Origin of the sequence: Vibrio sp. BS-M-Sm-2 (assembly GCF_041504345.1) — a bacterium.
GTDB classification, from domain to species: Bacteria; Pseudomonadota; Gammaproteobacteria; order Enterobacterales; family Vibrionaceae; genus Vibrio; species Vibrio satsumensis.
Map to the genome: position 1 here is coordinate 1,316,071 of NZ_CP167895.1, position 23,448 is coordinate 1,339,518.

Here is a 23,448-nt window from a genome sequence, read left to right on the forward strand (position 1 = left end):
AATTATCAACTAAGACATTATCTTATTAACATCATTGTTATTTAATTGCTTGTAAGGGATGGAACCATTAATGAAAAAGCTTGCTTTAATTACAGGGTCAAAAGGCGGTATCGGCTCAGCAATTTCCTCTAAATTAGTTGCAGACGGTTATCGTGTCATCGCGACTTATTTTACAGGAAACTACCAATGTGCATTGGATTGGTTTAACGAAAAAAATTCACCGAAGATCAAGTGAGATTGTTTGAATTAGATGTTACCAATACTGCGGAATGTGCGCTGAGCTTAAGCAAGTTGTTAGAAGAAGAAGGCACTGTGGATGTACTGGTCAACAACGCAGGTATTACTCGTGATAGCGTATTTAAAAAGATGGATGCTGAAGCATGGAAAGAGGTTATCGAAACGAACTTAAACAGTTTGTTCAACGTGACTCAACCTTTGTTCGCTCCTATGTGCGAAAAGGGTAATTGTCGAGTCATCAATATCTCTTCCGTCAATGGTCTTAAAGGTCAATTCGGACAAACTAACTACTCGGCAGCGAAAGCTGGAATGATTGGTTTCTCTAAAGCTTTGGCTGCGGAAGGCGCTCGTAGTGGCGTAACAGTGAACGTAATTGCCCCTGGCTACACAGCAACTCCTATGGTTGAGCAAATGAAGCCTGAAGTACTGGATTCAATCAAGAACCAAATCCCGATGAAACGCTTAGCAACACCTGTTGAAATTGCGGACGCAGTGGGCTTTTTAGCGAGTGAATCTGGCGCGTACATTACAGGCGAAACATTGTCTGTGAATGGCGGCTTGTACATGCACTAATTGGCGAAACTGAAGGGAATGGAATGATGGAAAAAGTATTTATTGTTGCAGCTAAGCGCACTCCTATTGGTGCATTCACCGGGTCACTAAAAAACGTATCTGCGGGTGATTTGGCTGGCGTTGCTATCAAAGGCGCACTTGAGTCTGTCGATCTTGCGTTGGATGCGATTGATGAAGTGATTGTCGGCAACGTGATTTCGGCAGGTCAAGGCATGGGGGTTGCTCGTCAGGCTTCCATCTATGCAGGGTTACCTGAGGAAACACCTGCATACGGCGTGAACATGATTTGCGGCAGCGGCATGAAATCAGTGATGGATGCAGCGGCGCACATCAAAGCACAAGATGCTGAAGTCGTTATTGCTGCTGGCGTTGAAGTCATGTCTCAAATTCCTTTTGTGGTACCAGCGAGCGTTCGTAACGGTCACAAAATGGGTGACATCTCAATGAAAGACTTACTGGTTGGTGATGGCTTAACCGATGCGTTTAATCACTACCACATGGGCATGACCGCTGAAAATATCGCGAATACGTTGAATATTTCTCGCCTTGCTCAAGATAACTATGCCCTAGAAAGCCAACAGAAAGCAGTTGCGGCGATTGAAGCGGGTAAGTTTAACGATCAAATTGTGCCTGTAGAAGTTAAGCAGCGTCGACAAACTGTCACTTTTGATACCGATGAGTACCCGAAGTCAGACGCAACCTTCGAAGGTCTACAAAAGCTTCGCCCAGCATTTGACCGTGAAGGGTCTGTGACTGCGGGTAACGCTTCGGGCATCAATGATGGCGCGAGTGCAATCATCTTAGCGTCTGAATCGGCGGTAGTGAAACATGGTCTAACACCTTTAGTGGAACTGACCAGTTACGCACAGTCAGGTCTGGACCCAAAGATTATGGGGTTAGGCCCAGTAGAAGCCGTTTCTAAAACGCTTGATAAGGCGAATCTAACTCTAGAAGAAGTAGATTTGTTTGAATTGAATGAAGCGTTTGCAGCACAAGCTCTTGGCGTAATGTACCAATTGTCAGAGCAGCATGACTTACCGCTTGATGAGTTCAAGCCAAAGGTCAATGTGAATGGTGGTGCAATCGCGCTTGGCCATCCTTTAGGTGCTTCAGGCAATCGAATTATTGTTTCACTCATCCATGAAATGCTTGAACAGAAAACGACTTATGGCGTTGCTTCACTCTGTGTGGGTGGAGGAATGGGAACCGCTGTTTTGCTAAAAGGTATTGAAGGTTAGAGCCTGATATATCGGTAGCAATCTTAAATATCGGATCAGCTTTTCAAAGCATCGTGAGTTAATCGATGAGCGTTGGCTGAAACGATAGTGACACAAATTTATTAAACTATGTATTCATCAGGAGTTACTTATGTACACGGATATTTTCAAAACAATTACTGACCAAACTGAAAAGCAATTTGAACCGTACTTAAAGTTCAACAAGTTGGTTGCAAAGAACGTCCAAACGATGACTGAACTGCAAATGAATGCAATGCAGACTTACACGGACATGGGTCTTGCGCAAATGAAAGCAGTGACTGAAATCAAAGACGTGGCTAGCCTAACGGCGTTCAACAGCCAGCAACTAGCAGCGCTAACTCAACTGTCTCAACAGATGATGAGTGATAGCTCAAAAATGCAAGCTGCTGCAAAAGAGTTCAAAGAAGATGTTGAAACACTAACAACTGAAAACTTGAAAACAGTTACACCTGCATAAATTTAATCGCCGTCGAGTTAGCGCAGTGTTTACTGTGAGGCTCGGTGGCGATTTTCCGATTATTGGAGTCATGTTATGTTTCAACACTTCTTTTCGGACTACCTTGTTAAACTTCAACAAACGAACCAGCAATGGTGGGAAAGCTTTGAACAAAACAAGGAAGCCGCGCAATCTCCCCTAAACCAAGCGATGCAAGAATTGAACTTTGATGATGCATCAAAAATCTTCGAGCAAGCCGCTAACCAACCCGCCGTTCTACTTCAGTTACAATCTCAATGGTGGGAACAGCAACTTAAGATCTGGCAGAATGCCGCGCTGATGGGCAACACCGAGAGTGTTATCTCAGAAGACCGCAGCGACAAGCGCTTTATTGATGAAGCGTGGAAAAACGACCCGTTCTACAGCTTTATAAAACAATCCTATTTGTTATTCAGTAAAAGCTATATCGACACCATCAACTCGATCGAAGGTATTGACGAAAAAACCAAAGAGCGAGTGGCGTTCTTTTCACGTCAGGCTATTAATGCACTGTCGCCAAGCAACTTCATTGCGACTAACCCAGAGCTGATGAAACTGACGCTTGAGCGAAATGGTGAAAACCTCCTCGATGGATTAGAGCAGTTACAAGCAGACGTTGAAGCAAGCGCCGATATACTCAAGATCCGCATGACCAACAACAACGCTTTCCGATTGGGTGTGGATGTTGCGAACACCGAAGGTGATGTTGTCTTTCAAAACGAGCTGTTTGAGCTGATTCAGTACCACCCAAAGACACCGCAGGTTAACGCGACGCCTTTGTTGATCGTTCCGCCGTTCATCAATAAGTACTACATTCTTGACCTTCGTGAGAAGAACTCGATGGTTCGCTGGTTACTTGAGCAAGGACATAGCGTATTCATGATGTCTTGGCGCAACCCTGGTGAAGCGCAGAAAGACACTGAGTTTGGTGATTATGTTACGGAAGGCGTGGTTAAAGCCGTTGCTGCGATTGAAGACATTACCGGTAAAGAGCAGATTAATGCAGCAGGTTACTGCATTGGTGGCACTGTGCTCGCTTCAACGGTGGCTTACTACGCTGCAAAACGCATGAAGAAACGTATTAAAACCGCGACGTTCTTTACCACCTTGTTGGATTTCTCGCAGCCGGGTGAGGTGGGCGCGTATATCAATGAGACAATCATCAACGCGATTGAGAAGCAGAACGATGGCAAGGGCTATATGGATGGTCGTTCGTTGAGTGTGACGTTCAGTTTGCTTCGTGAAAACAGTCTGTACTGGAACTACTACATTGATAACTACCTCAAAGGCAGCAGCCCGATGGAGTTTGATCTTCTGTACTGGAACAGTGACAGCACAAACGTGGCGGCTAAGTGTCATAACTTCTTGTTGCGAGAGCTTTATCTAGAAAACAAGCTGGTTCAAGACAAAGGCGTGAAAGTTGGCGGTGTTTGGATTGATCTCAATAAGATAAAAATACCAAGCTACTTCATTTCAGCCAAAGAAGATCATATCGCTCTTTGGCAGGGGACTTACCGTGGTGCCTTGAATACCGGTGGCAACAAGACGTTCGTGCTGGGCGAGTCTGGTCATATTGCGGGTATTGTTAATCACCCAGACAAGAAGAAGTATGGATTCTGGCTTAACGATAACTTAGATGATTCTGCAGACGAGTGGTTATCGAATGCGACTCACAATGAAGGTTCATGGTGGACACACTGGAATCAGTGGCTCCAAGGTTTTGAAACTGAAGAAAAAATCGAACCTTTCAATCAAGGCTCAGAGCTTAATCCTGTGATTGGCAAGGCTCCAGGTAACTATGTAAAACAGGTACTTCCTATCGTCGATAAAGAAAACGTTGATACAGAAGTTGCTAAGAAAGACGTACCGGAAAGTGAAGCTTAGAGTACGTATACGTATTTGAAAGTAAAAGTACAGAGCGTCAGATAATAAAAAAGCCACTGAAATCAGTGGCTTTTTCGTATCAACTCATATCAGAATTATCTGGCAGAAGTTGATGTAATCTCGATTGTTAATCGATTTCTTTGTCTTTACCCATAGATAAAATCCAAAGAGATACGGCTGCAACACCTGCGAAGCCGCCAAGAATGATAACTGGCATAGCGCTGTAACCTAGGATGTGCCAAATTACGCTTTCTAAAGTACTCATTCAATCGCTCCTTATTGCCAGCCTTCAACGCCGTGCATGTCTGGTAGTTTGTGTGCAATACCTTTGTGACAGTCTACACAAGTTTTTTCACCAGAAGCTAGCGCAGTCGAGTGTTGTTTCGCGCTACGAGGGCTCTGCTCTGAGAAGTCCATGTAATCGAACTGGTGACAGTTACGACACTCAAGTGAATCGTTCTTTTTCAATCGAGCCCATTCGCGTTCCGCTAGGTGAGCACGACGTGCTTTGAACTTTTCTTCAGTATTGATGGTTTTCGCAATAAAGTGTGCGTATAGCTCTTTAGATGCTTGAACCTTACGAACAATTTTATCTGTCCATTCATGAGGTACGTGACAGTCTGAACAGATAGCACGAACACCAGAACGGTTAGAGTAGTGAATTGTCTCTTGGATTTCAGCAACGATAGGTGCGTGACAGCCAGAACAGAACTCTTCCGTGTTAGTTGCCTCCATACCCGTGTTGAATGCACCCCAGAACAAAAGACCACCCGAGAAACCCAAGAACAAAACAACGCCTACAGCTGCTTTACTTGGTGTCGCGAGTCTTTTCCAAAACGCTTTAAGTAATTTTATCATATATAGCCTCTCTTACAGTCCGGCTACGATTAACGCAGTGAATCTACAGGTTTGAACTCGTTCTCAACTAGCGGCTTAGCATTAGCTTGAGGTACGTGACACTGTAGACAGAAGTAACGACGAGGTGATACGTCTGCAAGTACCGCATCTTCACGGTTCATGTAGTGAGTTACACTCACTTTAGTAGCACCCATTTCTTTTGCGTTTTTCCAGCTGTGGCAAGAAAGACACTTGTTAGCGTTAAGAGAAACTTCATAGCTACGAATAGTATGAGGCACTAGAGGTGGTTGGTATACGTAGTCACTCTCAAGTACTTGGTCACGAGGGAACTTTTTGAAGTCATCTGCTGCGCGAGTTGCTTCAAGTTCACTTGCACCACGTAGAGATTCTACGCCACCAATGCCGCCTGGGTTATCCAGTTCAGCTTGAGCTGCACCAGCTAGCAAAAGACCAGCTGATAGTAGAGCAGTAATCAGTTTTTTCATGGTTAATTTCTCCGCCTAAAGGCTAATTCTTTGAGAGGACTACTTTTTTCAAAAGCGTGAAAAAAGTAGCCGCAATATTAGATACTTAAGATCGTCTCTCTAAGCCTAGGGCTTAAGCGACTTTAGTGATCTTAACTGGACACTTCTTGTAGTCCGTCTGTTTAGACAGAGGATCCGTTGCATCCAAGATCAACTTGTTGATCAGAATTCTTGCATCAAAGAATGGTACGAATACCAAGCCTTGTGGTGGACGGTTACGGCCGCGAGTTTCAACACGCACACGAACTTCACCACGTTTGTTTTCGATAAGAACTTCATCACCACGGCGAAGACCACGAGCTTTAGCGTCAGCAGGGTGGATGTAACAAAGTGCATCCGGTACTGCTTTGTAAAGCTCTGGTACACGACGAGTCATAGTACCTGTATGCCAGTGCTCAAGAACACGGCCTGTACATAGCCACATATCGTATTCTTCGTTTGGTACTTCTGGTGGAGCTTCATATGGAGCATTGATGATCAGCGCTTTACCATCTGGTTTTCCGTAGAAGTCCCAGCCAGAGCCTTTCTTAGCGTATGGATCTGAACCTTCTTTAAAGCGCCATAGTGTTTCTTTACCGTCAACAACTGGCCAACGTAGGCCGCGTACTTTGTGATAAGTATCGTATGGTGCTAAATCGTGACCGTGGTCGCGACCAAATGCAGCGTACTCTTCGAATAGACCTTTTTGAACGTAGAAACCTTGTGCTTGTGCATCGTCGTTAAGCTCTTGAGCTTCAGACAGAGGGAACGCATCAACATTGCCGTTTTTGTAAAGCACGTCGTACATGGTTTTGCCACGGTACTCAGGCATTTTCGCAACCAGTTCTTCCCCCCAAACTTCTTCAATAGTGAAGCGCTTAGAGAACTCCATGATTTGCCATAGGTCAGACTTAGCTTCACCTACCGTTTTCACTTGTTGGTACCAAGCTTGTGTACGACGCTCAGCGTTACCGTAAGCACCTTCTTTCTCAATCCACATTGCGGTAGGAAGGATAAGGTCAGCAGCTTGAGCTGTTGCTGTTGGGTACGGGTCTGAACAAACAATGAAGTTGTCTGGGTTACGGTAACCAGGTAGACGCTCAGTGTTGATGTTTGGACCAGCTTGCATGTTGTTGTTACACATTACCCAGTAAGCGTTGATCGTACCGTCTTTCAATGCTCGGTCTTGAGCAACAGCGTGTTTACCAGGTTTTGCTGGGATAGTGCCTTCTGGAAGTTTCCAGATGTCTTCTGCAATCTTACGGTGTTTAGGGTTAGCAACCACCATATCTGCAGGTAGACGGTGAGAGAACGTACCTACTTCACGAGCTGTACCACACGCAGATGGCTGGCCAGTTAGTGAGAATGGGCTGTTACCTGGAGTAGAAATCTTACCTGTTAGAAGGTGGATGTTGTACACAAGGCTGTTCATCCATACACCACGAGTATGTTGGTTCATACCCATTGTCCATAGAGACATCACTTTGATGTTTGGATCCGCGTATTGCTTAGCAAGCTTGATCAGGTTCTCTTCAGATACGCCTGACATTTCAGATGCTTTTTCTACTGTGTACTCAGCAACCGATGCTTTGTAATCTTCGAAAGAGATTGCAGTCATTGCGCCTGAGTTAGGGTTTGCTGCTGCTTTCTGTAGAGGATCATCATCACGAAGTCCGTAACCGATGTCTGTTGTTGCTTGCTTGAAGTTCGTGTGTTTGTTCACGAAGTCCCAGTTAACTGCATCGTTTTGGATGATGTAGTTTGCGATGAAGTTTGCAATCGCAAGGTCAGACTGAGGGTTGAAGATGTAACCAGTGTCTGCAAGCTCAAAAGAACGGTGGTAGTAAGTAGACAGTACGTTTACTTGAACGTGTGGGTGGCTTAGGCGACGGTCTGTAATACGAGTCCATAGTACTGGGTGCATTTCTGCCATGTTTGAACCCCACAGTACAAATGCGTCTGCGTGTTCAAAGTCATCGTAACAACCCATTGGCTCATCGATACCGAAGGTACGCATGAATGCACCTACCGCAGAAGCCATACAGTGACGAGCGTTTGGATCGATGTTGTTTGAACGGAAACCCGCTTTCATCATCTTAACGGCTGCGTAGCCTTCCATTACTGTCCACTGACCAGAACCGAACATACCAACACCTGTTGGGCCGTTCTTCTTAAGAGATGCTTTCCATTTCTCAGCCATCACGTCGAACGCTTTGTCCCAAGATACTGGTGCGAAATCACCATCTTTATGGAACTCGCCATCTTTCATACGAAGAAGAGGCTGTTCTAGACGGTCTTTGCCGTACATGATTTTTGAAAGGAAGTAGCCTTTGATACAGTTAAGGCCTTTGTTTACCGGTGCTTCTGGGTCGCCTTGAGTCGCAACCACTTTGCCGTTTTGAGTACCTACTAGTACCGAACAGCCCGTACCACAAAAACGACAAGGCGCTTTATCCCACGTGATTTTTGTTTGATCAGAGCTAGCAATCAGATTGGTTGCTGTTGCCGGTAGTGTCACACCTGCAACGGCTGCCGCTGATGCAGCTGCGTTTGCTTTCACAAACGCACGTCTTGTCATTTTCATACTTCACCCTCAAGTTGAGAATTGTTGCTTCCAGTTTCTAAATCCGTTTCTTCTAGTCCAGTTTCGATTTGGTGATAAACCAAAGCTGTCCCTAAAACGTTCTTAATGTTGTTTATTGCTTCGATGGTGTCCGTTACAAAACCTTGGTTTTCGGTTTCTAGGACCACGATGATTTTGCCTTCAGGGCTATCTCCGTAGATCTCAGCGTTATCGAATTGCTCGATCTCTGCTTTGATGTCATTGAGATGCTCTGGGCTCACATGCACGACTAAACTTGATATATGCACTTCATTTAGTGCCATAAATTGCTCTCGTTATTTTTATTTATGCATTACTCACAAGAATAGCTGAAGTAGGGCAAACTGCTACGCAGGCTCCACAACCGTTACACTCATTTAACTCGATTTTTGGTAGAGCAACACTGCCTGCTCTAAGTTGAAATTGAATGGCCATAGGTTCACACATGTCACCACAGCTTCGGCATTCAACATTTTGTTGCGCTAAACACTTATCAGAGATACTTGCTTTTGCTTGCCAAGGCTCTCCTTGCTTTGGCGTAAAAATGGGTTCAGGACAAACGTCTGCGCATTGATAGCAGAACGTACATTCGTCAATTGAGAAATCGACAGTAGGAAACCCACCATCGCCTACAATGATTATCTCAGTCTCACAACTCTCGATGCATTTACCGCAACGAGTGCAGTCATCTGCAAAGCTTTCTAGGTTTTTAATCCAAGGCAAACGAATCTGGCTTGAATCAACTTTTCGTCTAGAAAATAGACGGCGTTTTGATAGATCTACCACTAGATACCCATAGATGTTGCTAAGATGTTGTAATTGTAGGTCATTATTCCATTAATATCTTGTAATTTGTCCTCACAAGTAGTGTAGTTTTAGAAACAATTGTATAAATACCCCCTTAGGGCTAATTGGGGGCATATATTGTCTCAGATCAATAAATTACGAAGCGAGTGATCACATATTGAATGGAGCTATGATTTTTGATGTGTGACAATACGATCTTGCTGGCAAGTCATTTATCAATAGGAAGGCTCTTTTGCTTATAAAACCGGTTTCATCTGTAACGAGTACGATAGCTAAGTCACTGCTATCTATACTGCTGTTGTCGGTTACTACGACTGGCTTTGCTATCTTTACATTGGCTTCAAGTCTGAATGATGCAGAAGCGGTGAATGTCGCAGGTTCGATGCGAATGCAGAGTTACCGTCTAGCCCATGATATTCAAATAGAATCAGTTGATTATGATTCTCATATCCGTGAATTCGAAAGCTCTCTTTACTCACCGTCGATGACCAATTTGGTAAGTTGGGAAGTTCCGACAGACATCACAGAAGACTACTATCTAATCATTGGCCGTTGGCATGAGCTGAAACGTGTATTGAACAGTGAAGATCGCAAACACTATCTCGTGTTAGTTGAAAACTTCGTGACTGAAATCGATGGCTTCGTTTTTAAGCTGCAAGAGTTCTCTGAAGATAAGCTGATAAAACTGGCGTGGGCTGGTGGTATTGGTTTAGGCGGAATTCTCGTCATATCTCTTTTTGTTGTTCACTTTGTACGTAAACAAGTTGTTAAACCGCTACATGCCTTAGTTGGAGCCAGCCAGCGAATTAAGAACAGTGATTTTGAAGTAGAACTCAAAGTGACCAGTAGCAACGAATTGGGCATTTTGACTAAAACCTTTAACTCGATGGCGAAAGATCTCGGCGTGCTTTATCGCAATCTTGAAGATGTAGTAGATGCTAAGACGGTAGAACTACAAAATGCTAACCAGTCACTGCAGGCACTTTATCACTCGTCACAAGAACTTACGGTTACACGTATCGCCCCAGAAAACTTCCGAGCTATTCTGCAGCACCTAGTCAGTCTAGAAGGAATAGAGTCGTTAAGGCTTGAGATAGCTGATAACTCGGGTCGTTCATTGATTATGGATGAAGGCTACGATTCGAATTTAGATTACGAAAAGTTCGAGATGAAGCTAGATGATAACGAACTCATTCTCGGTTACTTGTACTGTTCGTATCACCATGGGCATTCTACCAAGGCGTTGATCGAGAGCTTTATTCAACTGTTATCTCGAGCTATTTATTATAATCGTGCCCAAAAGAAAGCCGAACAGCTTATTATTATGGAAGAACGAGCGACGATCGCACGTGAGTTGCACGATTCACTGGCTCAATCACTATCCTACTTGAAAATCCAAGTTACATTATTAAAGCGTGTGATTGGTAAGTTACCAGAGCAGCAACACAGAGAGCAGTCAGAACAAATAGCGTCGGAAATCGGTAACGGTTTAGCAGACGCCTATACTCAGTTAAGAGAGCTACTCACCACATTCAGGTTGACCATAAAAGAGGGCAACTTCGGAGATGCTTTGAGCACCATGCTTGAAGAGCTCAGCGAAAGAACAGATGCAAAGATTAACCTAACCAATAATCTTTCATCCATAGAGCTTGATGCACACAGTCAGGTTCACTTGCTTCAGTTGATTCGTGAGGCAACAATAAATGCAATAAAACACGCCAATGCCGACTTGATAGATGTATGCTGTATCGATGAGGACGGTGAAGTATTAGTCGTGATTAAAGATAATGGAGATGGCTTTGACTCAAGTAGTTCTAAGACGAACCACTACGGGATGAGCATTATGCAGGAGCGTGCGGCAAGACTGAATGGCGACTTAACGATTGAAGCAGCTCAAGGTGAAGGCTGTACAGTCATATTGAAATATAAAAGTTTGAAGGAAGTTAAAGTTGACGATTTGTAAAGTAATGCTGGTTGATGATCATCCATTGATGCGTAGAGGTATAAGTCAATTACTGAGCTTTGAAGATGAATTCGAAGTGATTGCAGAAGCAAGTAACGGTACTGAAGCAGTCGCTCTTGCCCATGAAGAAGAACCTGATTTGATCTTATTGGATCTTAATATGAAAGGTATGTCTGGACTTGATACGCTGAAAGCACTTCGTACTGACGGCTCAAGCGCAAACATTGTAATCCTGACTGTCTCTGATAGCCCTGCAGACATTGAAGCGATTGTAAAAGCGGGTGCTGATGGTTACTTGTTGAAAGACACAGAACCCGATGAGTTAATCGAACTGCTTAAGCAAGCACACAGTGGTGACAAGGCATACAGCAGTGTGGTTGCTCGTTACTTAAATGACGCAGGTAGCCGTAATGATATCTTCGACCAACTGACTGAACGCGAAATGCAAATCCTTCAAGAAGTTGCGAAAGGTTACCGCAACAAACAGATCGCTGATCACCTGTTTATTTCTGAATCGACAGTTAAGGTACATATGAAAAGCTTGCTGAAAAAGCTGCAAGTGCCTTCACGTACTGCTGCCACGGTTCTGTATCTAGAACGCTATGGTGAAATGAAGTAGGGCTTGTTCCTTTGAAATAAAACTATTTCAAGCCTGACTGCTTATACGTGTCTCGATAGTCTTAACGATGTTGAGACAGTGATATTAAAAAGGCGCTGAACTTATTAAGTTCAGCGCCTTTTGTTTAAGCATTTTATATCGATATTGGTGTTACTAAGTAGCTGTGCTTACTAACGTTGGCTTACGCTGCCATAGGAACCAATACAAGCGTACCGAAGATAACCGTAATAAGACCACAGATTACAGGTACAGACGTACGTTTTACTACTTCAAATGGGCTGATTTTACCCATACCAGATGTCGCTACAATTACACCAGATACTGGCGAAATGGTACGGCCTAGGTTCGATGCTTGAAGCATTGGGATGATTAGGAACGCTGGGTTCAAGCCCATTTTCGCAGCCAGTGATGGAGCCAGTTCTACGAATGCATAGAATGGCGCGTTACCAGAACCTGTCGCGATAGCTGCAGCCACCGTTAGACCCGTCAGGATAAGCATCAATGCGATACCGCCTGCGCCTGCAGATTCAGCAAGACCGATTAGGTTATCAATCGCACCAATAGACATTAGACCTTGAGCAAATACGCCTGCCGCAACCAACAGCATTACCACGCCTTTGAACGCGTCAGCCATACCTTGGTAGCAAGAGTCTAAATCTTCTAATGTTTTCTCGCCGTCAAACTTCTTAACAACGTAATCGATGACCGCGCCCACGAAGATAGAACCTACCACAATGGTGTAGATATCAAGTGAAAGCCCTGGAATCGTACGACCGTTGAATAGGAAAACGCCGATGATAGGTAGAAATGGAAGTGCAGCGTAGAAAGCTGGTGCCGTTGTTTCGATTTCAGAAACGTCAACTTTTTCCATTGGTGTGTTTTCTTTCTTATCTAGGTATTTGTTCCAGAAGAAAGCCGCACCCGCCATCACGATGATCGCACAGATAGAAACAGGCAGTACCGTTTGAACAGCAAACACATCAAGAGACATGCCTGACTTTTCTGCCGCGATTACCACATCACCAGAGGTTGGTGAAAGAATGATGGCTGCAGGTGATGCACAAACCGCAACTGCCGCTGGGCGAGAAATACCCATTGCCGTCATCATTGGGAATAGGGTTGCCATCAATAGTACACCGAGACCCGTTGCAGAACTTACTGCTAGAGACATTAGACACGCTACGATGTAAGCCGCAACAAGAAGTACGTAGGGAGATTTGATCGCAGCAAGTGGTTTAGAGAACTGTTTCACTACCACATTGTTAGCACCAATGTGCGTCATGTAAGAAGCAAAACCACAAAGAAGCATGATTTGCATGCCTAGGCCGCCCCCGCGGTACTGAAGCATGTATTTAACAAATTCTAGTGAGTCGGTAACCATGTTACCTGTTGAAGCGACTTTAGCTGGTAAGACTGTGTGACCAATAAGGCCGGTGATAAGAAGTAGGGCAAGGCCAGCAGTTAGTAATACACCCGCCGCTTTATAGCCTTTTACAATAAAGTAACCAACAGCAATAGTAATCACTAATCCGATCAAGAGCTCTAACATAGAAATCTCCACAAAGTTTAAAAAATATAAGAAAGTGTTTCAGAATATGACAATGAATGTACAGAAAACTGCACTGTGGCACGAGGCATAGTTGAGGTTGATATGATCTAAGACAAACATTTTTTTCGATGTTAATTGTGGTTGTAAATCGTGATTCACTACTGTTGTTTAGATGTTAATAAACAAATTTTGCGGCTCGTTAGAATATAACTTGGATCACCTTTGGTTGTTCTAGTTGCATATGGAGGTTTCGTTTTATAAATCGTGAGTGTTTTTTGTACTTTGGAAGGAAACGTGTAACGAAGTGGGTATTTATCGGAGTAAAGAGGTGAAAATCTTAGCTTTGAAGCCTACTTATGTTTAAAGATTACTTATGTTTAACGCCTACTTACTTCCCAGAAGTAAGCGCTAAAACACAAGCTATAATTAAGCTTAAAATAGCCGAGCGAGTTTAGTTCATATCAACGTCAGGAGTGTCATTTGAATACGTTGGCAGTTCAGAACAGACGACCTTCTTACAAAAGTGAATCATCCCATAGCGCGTCACCAACAAGAACTCTTCTATATTTAATGGAATGTAAGGCATGGCGTCAGACGATAATGTAGCCCCTTCACTAATCATCACCTTTTCGTAAAACGACAACTCGCGATTGGGGATGATTTGCTGGTGTTGGTTCTCATCCAGTGAGATGTCGTGTTGAGTGACAGAGTAAGATCCCGATGACGTAAAGCCGACTTGCTTAGTCGATACGTACAATAGGTCATAACTGTCATTCTTCTTAAACTCGATGTTAATAGCAGACTGGTTATGAATCATATTATTGGACGGGTTAATAATTGATGCTGTATTTGCTAAATAATGCCCTTCAAGAGGTGACTTGGGAATAAAGGTAGAAACCCAGCCGACTAATACGCCAAGCAGTACCACAAAAATTGCTGTATTCGTTTTATTACTCACAAGTCACTCCTTTAAATCCGGCAGGGAAGCTCAGAGATTTTCCTGAATTATCGATGATGATTTTTCGTCCCTTATATTCATATAGCGTTACGTTGAATAACTCATTAAATGTGAATTCATCGGATTCGATTTTACATGAGATAAAATGCTGACCCACGAGATCTTCGCCTAGGCTATTTCTATCTAAATAAGAAAACAAATAGTGGGATAACCCCGCAGTCACGACAAATAATGCAATCAGTGCTAACACACTGTTTGTTTTTTTTGGTGCGGCAGTTGTCTCGGTTGTTGAGCTTTCAGGCGCTGTATTGTCTTCAGGTTGTTTCGTTTCTTGTTTTGGTTGAGATTGAATTTTACGCAGTGCGCGTTCTTTGTCTTGTGTCACTTGCCCTGCAAATCGGTACCCTTTGCCGCGCTCAGTGACGATAATCATCCCGCTTTTATCTTCTAACGCTTTTCGGCAAATAGAGATGGTCTGCATTAGGCTGCCATCTTCAACGTATATACCTTTAGACACCCACACTTGTTCAATAAGAACTTGGCGAGTGATCACCTCATTAGGTCTCGAGATAAAAAACTTAAGCAGCTCTGATTCATTAGAACCTATTGGGTAGGTACGGCCCGTTTTAAAGTGATGGATTTCACTCTCTTCTAAATTGACCTGTATATCATCATTGATAATAAATTCAGCAGACATCTGGGTTCTCATTGTTATAAGCGTTCTAACCTAAACATAACAAATATTACAACAAACATAAACTTACTGATTTCATCGTCTTTGATATTTAAGTGTCTGAATTTAAGTTAATTATTAGCCGAATTAGATTTCCTTATATACCTTTTTGAGGTTGTTTAATGCGGTTTCAGGTGCTTGCCGTTAGTAGCTATTAGATCATTAACGGGTGACGCTGATTTAGTGGGTGTGGGTTAACTGCTCAAATTTCTTACGTAGTTTTATCAACGTGTCATTCCAACTTGTGTTGCCTTGCTCTCTGCGAATAACAGTCGAACTTACCTCCGACTCAACCGGCAACTCAAATAACGATAAATCGCACGACCACACCAGTTAAATGCGAAAACTACGAAGGAGCTGTTTTGAACGAATTCAATAAGCCATATCTATGTGGACTAATTACGCTTGCCTTACTCGGCTGTCAGTCTGAAGACTCGACACAAGACCCCGTTTCGGTATTGGTTCCCTACAACATCAATGAATTACCAAAACCGAACGATGGATACGGGTATGACGACGACGGAACCATTACCGGAGTCGGTGAACACGTTGCCGCAATGTCATCGACCAATGATGCCTATTATCAGGACTACAACAACTCATACGCCGCTTTAGATGGCTGGGGACTTTGTGCAGAGCCTATTTTAATTCCGCTACAGAGTGTTAATTCAGATAAGCGTTATCCGCTGAATAATGAAACCTTAGCAGGGAACGTAGTGCTAATTGATGAGTCATCGGGTTCGGAAGTTGCTACTCAAATATCCGCTGATGGTTCCAATATTATTATTCAGTGCGAATCAGGATTAAAAGAAGGGACGACTTATTCGATCGTTGTGACTGATGGAGTTAAAACTGAATTTGACGAACCTTTAAAAGCAGACGCTAGCTTTGAGCAATTAATATACTCCGAGGCACAATTTAATAACGACAAAGAACAAGATCTCCACACTCAAGTTATCAGCGCTACAAGCTCATATGAAGAGATATATCCGGGTAAAGGAATTCCTGTATATGCCGCACAGTTTAAAACTCAGAGTTCTTATGCTCCCTTGGATGCGATCAAATATAACCATGAGGTATTTGGAAGTTCTTTTACTAGTCAGTTAAATCCGATTACAGAACGGAAGAAAGATTACGATCTCTATACCAAACAGCTTAAGATTCCTTCCTATTTACCTTTTACTAAAGCAAGAGAATCAGAATGTATCATTGATGAGTTTGAACCGAAGGATAACTGTCCTCCACTTTACGAATGGATTACAAACATCGATGGTGGTTTCCCTACGGAAAGAGTCCCAACTCCGAAGATAACCGAAGAGTTAGATATAACTGCAGATATTTATGTTCCTAATGGATGGGACAAAAGTAGTCAGTTACCTACAGCAATATTTATTCATGGTGTTACGGCTGAACGCGGTACCGCTTCTTTGATGGCTGCGGAATATACAAAAAAAGGTTACGCCGTCGTTGCGATCGACATGCCATATCATGGTGAGCGAATGCGGTATGACATTAGCGACCCAGAAAATCCAATAGAAATCAGTGCTCGAGCAAACAAAGCGTTTTTCATCAATATCGATTCGCCATTGGCACTGCGTTCTAACCTTCAGCAATCCGTATCTGACTTTTTAGGCCTTCGCTATGCACTAAGCCAAGAAGATTGGGTGAAAAAAGATGACGTTCACTTAATCGGACAATCGTTGGGTGGAATCATGTCGGTAATGGTGAGTGAATTTAGCCAAGTTAAAGATGGTTTCCCAGTTAACAATGAATTTGAATTCAATACAGTGAACTTTGTTGTTCCGGGACAGGGGTTAACCAACTTGGTTTTGTCTTCTCAAACCTTAGGCCCTGAAATGTCTGAAGGCGTTAAGAAGTCTCCAGACGTTCAGAGAGGCATTGCTGAAACTGTCATACCAGATATCTGTACAGCAGAAGCGACGAATCAACAATGTATTGAAGCACTTAGAGAGTTCGTAGCTCTTTCGTCTGATAACGCACAACTTGTTAGTCAGTTAGAGAATGACATCTTCGATTTAGTTGTTACAGACCTTAAACAAGGGGTTCAAGCAACAATTGATAGTGCCGACCCTGCCAGCTTCATCTCTCGTCAAGTTAAGGCTGAGCAACCGACTCTTTTGTTAGCTGCCGTCGGAGACTGCGGAGAAACCTGCGATGTAGGTGTAGATTACGTTCCCGATAGCGTTATTCCAAACAGCGATCCAAACAACATTCGTACAGGTACTGAGCCACTAATTACTGCTCTTGGCTTAGACCCAATAACGGGTACAAAGCGTGATCAGATCGAACTCGGTGGAGTCATAAGAACGACAACAGGTGGACACGGTACGTATTTGTTTCCTTATGAAGGGCCTGTTGATGAAAATGGATTGCCGGGTATGCCGGGAGAAAATATGTCTGACGTACGTGAAGCTGTTGACACTCAGCAAGTTGCTGTTGCTTCAATGGTAATGAGTGACGGCTCAGTCGTAGTTATAAACAACGAAGATCATATCGAAACTGAGGTGCCTCAAGATGAAGAATAAACTCATATTGGGCACCGCAGCTGCTCTCATTCCTTGTTTAACAAACGCCGCAGGATTCCAACTTAACGCACAATCAGCAACGGGTTTAGGTCGTGCATTCGCGGGTGATGCTGTTATGGCCGATAGCGCGGCAATTGTGGCTAAGAACAGTGCTGCGATGGCTTACATCGAGCAACCAACACTCTCTGTCGGCGCTATCTATATCGATAGTGGTATTGATGTATCGGATATCAGTTATACGCCTTTAAAAGGGGATACCACATCACTGAGTGACCAAGATCTTAGCGCAGGTACTTTGGTTCCAAACATCCATTACGTGCATCCAATTCAAGATTCCCAATTTACCTTGGGCGCAACAGTCCATTCCAATTTCGGTACTGACGTTGAGTTTGACGAGTCGTTCGAAGCGGATGAGTTCGGAGGGAAAACAGCGCTTTCCAGTATCAATGTTGGCTTCGCTGTGGCTTATGAATTGTCCGAACAAATCAACTTAGGTGCCGGGATAGATGTTATCTACGGTGAGGGTGAGATATACCGTCAAAACTTGTTAAATGTAGATGCAGATGGTTTCGGTTTGGGGGCTAATGTTGGTGCGACTTACCAAGTCAACGAACATAACAAGTTCGGTATTAGTTACCGTTACAGCCCAGATATCGAAGTGGAAGGTGACATTACCAAAGGCGGTGTCCCTGCCGACAAGATGAACGTACCTCTACCAGACACTCTAGAGTTTTCCGGTTGGCACCAGCTCAACGAACAGTGGGCTTTTCACTACAGCCTGCAATGGGTGAATTGGTCTGAATTTGACTCGCTAATATCTGACTCTTATGACGACTCTATTAAAGAGTATCAATGGAAAGATGCAGGACATGTTTCTGTCGGTGGTACATACACCATGTCAAAAGACATCGTTCTACGAGCGGGCTACATGTACGACATTTCCCCGACTGATGAACTCACATCGCTCTCTATTCCTGATGTTAACCGTCATTGGCTTACAGTCGGAGGGACGTATAACTTCACGGCTGCCAGTTCTGTGGACATTGGTGTCGGCTTTATCATCGGAGAATCACAAGATATTGACGAAAACCTGACGACGATTCCAGGAACGAGTTCCAATATAACTGCTGATGTGACTGCTGATGTGACTGCCGATGCTCTCGTGCTTGGTGTTCAATATCAGCATCGTTTTTAACTTTTACTTTGGAGTTCTAAACGTAAAAATTTAGGAATCATATAAACATTGCTGGGCTCGACAGTGAGTTGAGCCCTTTTCTCATTATTAGCTGTTTTAGCATTATTTAGATAGCTGGAAGCTCATTAAGTAAGAAATAGCTGCTTAGAAAAACGTTTTAATTCATGCGAATTCAACGGTTATGGTTATTAAAAATGAAATTTACAAAGCTTAGCAAAACAATCTGTTTGGCACTGTTTGCCTTACATATCTCTCCATCGTTTGCCCAAGACTCAAACTTGATTCCTGTGACTATCGAAAAAGCGCACAAACAAGCATTCACATCTTCAATCAACGAGGTTGGCAAAATCAGGGCAACGGATTCTGCTGCATTGACATTCAGTGCCTCCGACAAAATTCTCAATATCCATTTCAAAGATGGAGATTCAGTTAAAAAAGGCGAGTTGATCGCTCAACTGGACAATACCAAAGCGAAAGCCGATTTAGACAAAGCAAGAAGCTCTCTAGCGTTAGCAAAGTCGAAATTAAAGCGAGTACAAGAATTACTAAAGAAACAGCCTGACTCTATGTCTCAACAAGATGTTGAAGAACTGGGAGAGCAGGCGAATTTAGCTGCGGCTGATTTCCGTCAGAAAGAAGCGCTAATGAATGATTATTTATTGGTTGCGCCATTTGATGGGCAATTAACCAACTTCACCCACTCAGTGGGCAGTAAGATTGATGGCGCAACCGCGTTGGTGAGTTTGATTAAACTCGATCCTGTCGAAGTTCAGTATTCCATTGGACAGTCTGACTTGGGTAACGCAAAACTAGGTCAGAATGTTTCCATCCAAGTTGATGCATTTGTCGATGAAGCGTTTTCTGGTGTTGTGGATTACATTGCCCCCGCGGTTGATGAGAGTTCAGGTCGCGTAGAAGTACACGCGCACGTGACTAATCCAGATCATCGCTTAGTTCCGGGCATGTTTGCCAAAGTAAGCCAAATGACGAGCGAAGACACGACTCAAATGGTGGTTTCTCAAAATTCCGTTCAAGCAAAAAATGCACAACGTTTTGTATGGATTGTGAATGGCGAAAAAATCGAGCAACACATTGTTGAATTGGGCGTGAACACTAACGATGGGTACGTCGTTGTAGAAAGCGGATTGAAACTGGGTGATCAGGTCGTAGTGACGGGACAACAGAACCTAAAGAGAGCGTCTCTAGTTAAGGTAATGAACCCTAATGCGGAGCAGAAAACGGTTGAGTTAATTACGGAGCCGGTAGATAAAGTGGTCACTAAGCAGACCGTTAAGCCCGAGGTAGAAGAGACCGAAACACAGATTGATGAAGCACATCCGGTTGAGCCTTCGGTTGATTGGACGGAAGCAACAAAAGGTGTAGATGAAGCCGTCAACGAAAATAGCGAGGGTGGGGAAACTAATGCGGCTGCTGAGCAATCATCGAGCGAAAGTCTAAACAAGGAAACTCACAGCAAGGAAACTTTAAGCAAGCAAACCCAAAGCAAGGAAGCCGTAACAAAGGAGAAACTGAATGAAGCTTCCTGAGATTTGTATCAAGCACCCTGTGTTTGCGTCTGTTCTGAGTATTACCATTGTTTTGCTTGGGCTTTTGTCGTTTCAAAAGCTCTCAATCCAATACTTTCCTGAACATAAAACACCGTCGGCGACTGTAACCGCGGCGATCAATGGCGCGAGCGCTGAGTTCATGTCGCGCAATGTGGCAGATAAACTGATCACGGCGGCAACAGGTTTAGACAGCGTGAAAACCATGACGACCGACTGTCAGGAAGGAACGTGTAATCTAAAAATCATGTTTGAAGATGACATTAATGACGTCGAATACACGAGCTTGATGAACAATCTGCGTAGCAGTGTTGAAGCGATTGGTGATTTCCCTCCTAGTATGACGGATAAGCCAACGGTAACGGATGACTCTTCTGATACCAGCATGCCGAGTAACATCATCACGTTTGTGAATACCGGCAAGATGTCTAAGCAAGACATGTATGACTACATTAGCCAGCAAGTCGTGCCCCAGTTTAAGCACATACAAGGTGTGGGGGGATTTGGGGGCCGTATGGTGGCAGTGAAAAAGCGGTTCGTGTGTGGTTACAGCCTGATCGAATGATGGCGCTTAACATGAGTGCGTCAGACGTGGTCGGTACATTAAGCTCATACAACGCGACGTTTACCGCGGGTACTATCAAAGGTCAGGTGCGAGATTTCTCCATTAACCCAGTCAATCAAGTGACCAGTGTTGATGATGTGCGAGATTTGGTGGTTCGTGTCGATAACGGCAAGATCATTCGCATTGGTGATATCGCTGAAGTCAAAATGGGGGAAGAGAGCCTTACGCCGAGCATTCTTCGTGTAGATGAAAATTTAGCTATGTCGATTCAGGTACTGCCACTGAAAAGTGAAAACCCAGTGACGGTTGCCAATAAGGTTAAGAAGCAAATAGACGTGATTCAACCTCAGTTGCCTGAAGGCATTGAGATGAAGATGGTCTACAACCAAGCTGATTTCATTAAAACCGCAATTGACGAAGGCTTCATGACTTTAGTTGAAGCGATTGTTCTGGTTTCAGCCGTTGTCGTGTTGTTCCTTGGTTCTGTTCGTGTGGCTTCGATTCCGATCATTACCATTCCAGTGTGTGTGATAGGTGTATTTGCAGTCATGCATCTACTTGGGTTTAGTATCAACGTGCTGACTATCTTGGCCATCATTCTTGCAATTGGTTTAGTTGTCGATGATGCCATTGTTGTGGCTGAAAACTGTTACCGACATATCGAAGAGGGCGAAACCCCTTTTAATGCTGCAATCAAAGGGTGTCGAGAGATCGTTTTTCCTGTGATAGCGATGACGCTCACGTTAGCGGTCGTATATCTACCTATTGGCCTGATGTCGGGCTTAACCGCCGATCTATTTAGACAATTTGCTTTCACGTTAGCTGCTGCAGTGATCATCTCAGGGTTTGTTGCTTTAACGCTCTCGCCCATGATGTGTGCTTACTTAATGAAGCCAGTTACAAAGCCAGCAAGGTGGTACAAAAAAGTTGATGCGAAGCTGAATGTTCTGTCTGACTTGTACACCAAAGAACTGGGCAAATGGTTTGAGCGTAAAACACTGATGAGTAGTATTGCTTTGGTGTTGATTGCTCTGTCTGTTTTGGCGGTTTGGAAAATGCCTCAAGTGCTACTTCCAACCGAAGACACTGGTTTTGTCGAGGTGACTTCAACGCCACCAACAGGGGTAGGTCGTCAGTATCACCTAGACAACAACGAGCAACTTAACAGTGTGTTCAAAGGTGATCGTTCGGTAGAGGCAAACTTGTCTTACATCGAAGGGACTCCGACTAATCACGTTTTATTGAAATCATGGGGCGAACGTGACCAGTCAGCTGATGAACTGGTTAACGAGTTTATCGCCAAAGCGCAAAGCTCGGTCTCTGCTTATGGCATGTCTTTCAAGGTTCGCTCGGCAGATAACTTAAGCATAGCGACCAATATGATCCTTGAGCTGACGACGGTTAACCGCGACACCTCGGTGTTGTCTGAAACCGCAAGTGAGGTCGTTGACGCGCTTGAGAGTTATGAGGGCGTGACCAACATTAAAAATTCGATGTTACGCGACCAATTACGTTATGACTTGTCGATTGACCGAAATGCGATTGTGTTGTCTGGTGTTGATTACAGCAACGTAACCAACGCGTTATCGACCTTCCTTGGATCTGTGAAGGCGGCAGATTTGCAAGCCGATGACGGTTATACATACCCCATTCAAGTTCAAGTTAACCGAAAGGATCTCGGCGACTTTAAGGTTCTCGATAAGCTGTATGTGGATTCACAGTCGGGGCAAAGGCTTCCTTTGTCTCAGTTTGTATCAATCAAACAAGTGACATCGGAATCTAACTTTAAGACGTTCATGGGTAAAGACAGCGCTGAAATTACCGCAGATTTGATGCCCGGATACACGGCGAGTGATGTGAAAGCCTACATTGATGATACGGTTCCAAGCTTATTGAAACCGGCGCAGAGCTACGAATTCAATGGAATTGTTAAAGACTTAGTTGATTCAACAGCAGGAGCACAAGTGCTGTTCGTATTAGCATTGATTTTTATTTTCCTGATCTTGGCCGCGCAGTTTGAAAGCTTTGTCGACCCAATGATCATCTTGCTGACGGTGCCATTGTGTATCGTGGGTGCGATTTTGACGCTGTCGGTATTTGGTCAAAGTCTCAATATTTATTCGAAGATCGGACTGCTGACATTGGTTGGCCTAGTGACCAAACACGGTATTTTGCTGGTGGAGTTTGCCAACGAGAAACGCAAATCTGGCGTGAGTGCAAAAGAAGCGGCGATCAGCAGCGCGCGTTCAAGGCTGCGTCCTATCTTAATGACCTCACTGACGATGATCCTTGGTTCATTGCCATTGGCATTAGCAGATGGTCCGGGGTCGTTAGGTCGAATCAATATTGGTTTAGTGTTGGTCGGAGGTTTAACAGCCGGAACCTTCTTCTCACTGTTCTTAGTGCCAGTGGCTTACGTTGGTATGGCGAATCTAAAACAGATGGACATACTTACTCGATTGAGAACCAAAACAGTGTAGCGAGAAGCTAGATACTTCAAGGCCCTCATTGTGAGGGCCTTTTGCTATTGTGGACTAGATTAAGTGTAGAAAGCAGT

Annotated in this window: 17 protein-coding genes and 2 pseudogenes; 10 read left to right on the forward strand and 9 right to left on the reverse strand. The window is 43.9% G+C overall.

Annotated features, from left to right (window positions below; all coding sequences use genetic code 11):
* The first annotated feature begins 70 nt into the window (after window positions 1-70).
* From AB8613_RS21775 to phaC, 4 genes and pseudogenes are all read left to right on the forward strand, one after another.
* A pseudogene (locus AB8613_RS21775) lies at window positions 71-810 on the forward strand (SDR family oxidoreductase).
* Window positions 811-836: 26 nt separating this feature from the next.
* Window positions 837-2,048 (forward strand): acetyl-CoA C-acetyltransferase, encoded by a 1,212-nt coding sequence (locus AB8613_RS21780; protein ID WP_146490722.1) that lies wholly within the window; start codon window positions 837-839, stop codon window positions 2,046-2,048.
* Window positions 2,049-2,178: 130 nt separating this feature from the next.
* A complete protein-coding gene (locus AB8613_RS21785) occupies window positions 2,179-2,526 on the forward strand; it encodes a phasin family protein (RefSeq protein ID WP_055318901.1) in 348 nt (115 codons plus the stop codon).
* 75 nt (window positions 2,527-2,601) lie between these two features.
* Window positions 2,602-4,428, forward strand: a complete 1,827-nt coding sequence (gene phaC, locus AB8613_RS21790) for a class I poly(R)-hydroxyalkanoic acid synthase (RefSeq protein ID WP_146490721.1) — start codon at window positions 2,602-2,604, stop codon at window positions 4,426-4,428.
* A 127-nt stretch (window positions 4,429-4,555) separates the two neighbouring features.
* Here phaC and AB8613_RS21795 read toward each other — a convergent pair whose 3' ends face one another.
* From AB8613_RS21795 to napF, 6 genes are all read right to left on the reverse strand, one after another.
* Window positions 4,556-4,693 (reverse strand): TIGR02808 family protein, encoded by a 138-nt coding sequence (locus AB8613_RS21795; RefSeq protein WP_010430103.1) that lies wholly within the window; start codon window positions 4,691-4,693, stop codon window positions 4,556-4,558.
* An 11-nt stretch (window positions 4,694-4,704) separates the two neighbouring features.
* The gene (locus AB8613_RS21800; RefSeq protein ID WP_009845456.1) at window positions 4,705-5,286 is read right to left on the reverse strand and encodes a NapC/NirT family cytochrome c; all 582 of its coding nucleotides are present in this window, start codon (window positions 5,284-5,286) and stop codon (window positions 4,705-4,707) included.
* Window positions 5,287-5,315: 29 nt separating this feature from the next.
* On the reverse strand, window positions 5,316-5,771 hold the full coding sequence (locus tag AB8613_RS21805; protein WP_010430099.1) for a nitrate reductase cytochrome c-type subunit: 456 nt from the start codon (window positions 5,769-5,771) through the stop codon (window positions 5,316-5,318).
* Window positions 5,772-5,883: 112 nt separating this feature from the next.
* Window positions 5,884-8,373: a periplasmic nitrate reductase subunit alpha gene (gene napA / locus AB8613_RS21810; RefSeq protein WP_048660077.1), complete on the reverse strand. Its 2,490-nt coding sequence runs from the start codon at window positions 8,371-8,373 to the stop codon at window positions 5,884-5,886.
* Complete coding sequence (locus AB8613_RS21815) at window positions 8,370-8,675, reverse strand: chaperone NapD (protein WP_371714945.1); 306 nt, start codon at window positions 8,673-8,675, stop codon at window positions 8,370-8,372. Before AB8613_RS21815 ends, napA begins: the two co-directional genes overlap by 4 nt.
* Window positions 8,676-8,697: 22 nt before the next feature.
* A complete protein-coding gene (gene napF, locus AB8613_RS21820; RefSeq protein WP_371714944.1) occupies window positions 8,698-9,177 on the reverse strand; it encodes a ferredoxin-type protein NapF in 480 nt (159 codons plus the stop codon).
* Between the two features lie 253 nt (window positions 9,178-9,430).
* Here napF and narQ point away from each other — a divergent pair, with 253 nt between their 5' ends.
* Both narQ and AB8613_RS21830 read left to right on the forward strand, forming a co-directional pair.
* The gene (gene narQ, locus AB8613_RS21825; RefSeq protein ID WP_372385022.1) at window positions 9,431-11,161 is read left to right on the forward strand and encodes a nitrate/nitrite two-component system sensor histidine kinase NarQ; all 1,731 of its coding nucleotides are present in this window, start codon (window positions 9,431-9,433) and stop codon (window positions 11,159-11,161) included.
* Entirely contained in the window at window positions 11,148-11,780 is a 633-nt protein-coding gene (locus AB8613_RS21830) for a response regulator (RefSeq protein WP_008219279.1), read from the forward strand. Before narQ ends, AB8613_RS21830 begins: the two co-directional genes overlap by 14 nt.
* Before the next feature lie 181 nt (window positions 11,781-11,961).
* Here the strand turns inward: AB8613_RS21830 and dcuC are convergent, their stop codons facing one another.
* The 3 genes from dcuC to AB8613_RS21845 all read right to left on the reverse strand — a co-directional run bounded on the left by dcuC (window position 11,962) and on the right by AB8613_RS21845 (window position 14,984).
* Window positions 11,962-13,329 (reverse strand): anaerobic C4-dicarboxylate transporter DcuC, encoded by a 1,368-nt coding sequence (gene dcuC / locus AB8613_RS21835; protein ID WP_009845449.1) that lies wholly within the window; start codon window positions 13,327-13,329, stop codon window positions 11,962-11,964.
* 451 nt (window positions 13,330-13,780) lie between these two features.
* Window positions 13,781-14,287 carry a hypothetical protein gene (locus AB8613_RS21840; protein WP_372385023.1) on the reverse strand — a complete coding sequence of 169 codons (507 nt, stop codon included), beginning with the start codon at window positions 14,285-14,287 and terminating at the stop codon, window positions 13,781-13,783.
* Window positions 14,280-14,984 carry a transcriptional regulator gene (locus AB8613_RS21845; RefSeq protein WP_372385024.1) on the reverse strand — a complete coding sequence of 235 codons (705 nt, stop codon included), beginning with the start codon at window positions 14,982-14,984 and terminating at the stop codon, window positions 14,280-14,282. The genes AB8613_RS21840 and AB8613_RS21845 overlap by 8 nt, the downstream gene beginning before the upstream one ends.
* Before the next feature lie 347 nt (window positions 14,985-15,331).
* On the opposite strand from AB8613_RS21845, the gene AB8613_RS21850 reads away from it, so the two are divergent.
* The 4 genes and pseudogenes from AB8613_RS21850 (at window position 15,332) to AB8613_RS21865 (ending at window position 23,371) form a co-directional block, all read left to right on the forward strand.
* Window positions 15,332-17,566, forward strand: a complete 2,235-nt coding sequence (locus AB8613_RS21850) for a lipase (RefSeq protein WP_372385810.1) — start codon at window positions 15,332-15,334, stop codon at window positions 17,564-17,566.
* Window positions 17,556-18,761, forward strand: coding sequence for an outer membrane protein transport protein (locus AB8613_RS21855; protein WP_372385025.1), 1,206 nt, complete (start codon window positions 17,556-17,558; stop codon window positions 18,759-18,761). The genes AB8613_RS21850 and AB8613_RS21855 overlap by 11 nt, the downstream gene beginning before the upstream one ends.
* A gap of 194 nt (window positions 18,762-18,955) precedes the next feature.
* Window positions 18,956-20,308 (forward strand): efflux RND transporter periplasmic adaptor subunit, encoded by a 1,353-nt coding sequence (locus AB8613_RS21860; RefSeq protein WP_372385026.1) that lies wholly within the window; start codon window positions 18,956-18,958, stop codon window positions 20,306-20,308.
* Window positions 20,295-23,371 (forward strand): annotated as a pseudogene (locus tag AB8613_RS21865) (efflux RND transporter permease subunit). Before AB8613_RS21860 ends, AB8613_RS21865 begins: the two are co-directional and overlap by 14 nt.
* Window positions 23,372-23,448: the final 77 nt, after the last annotated feature.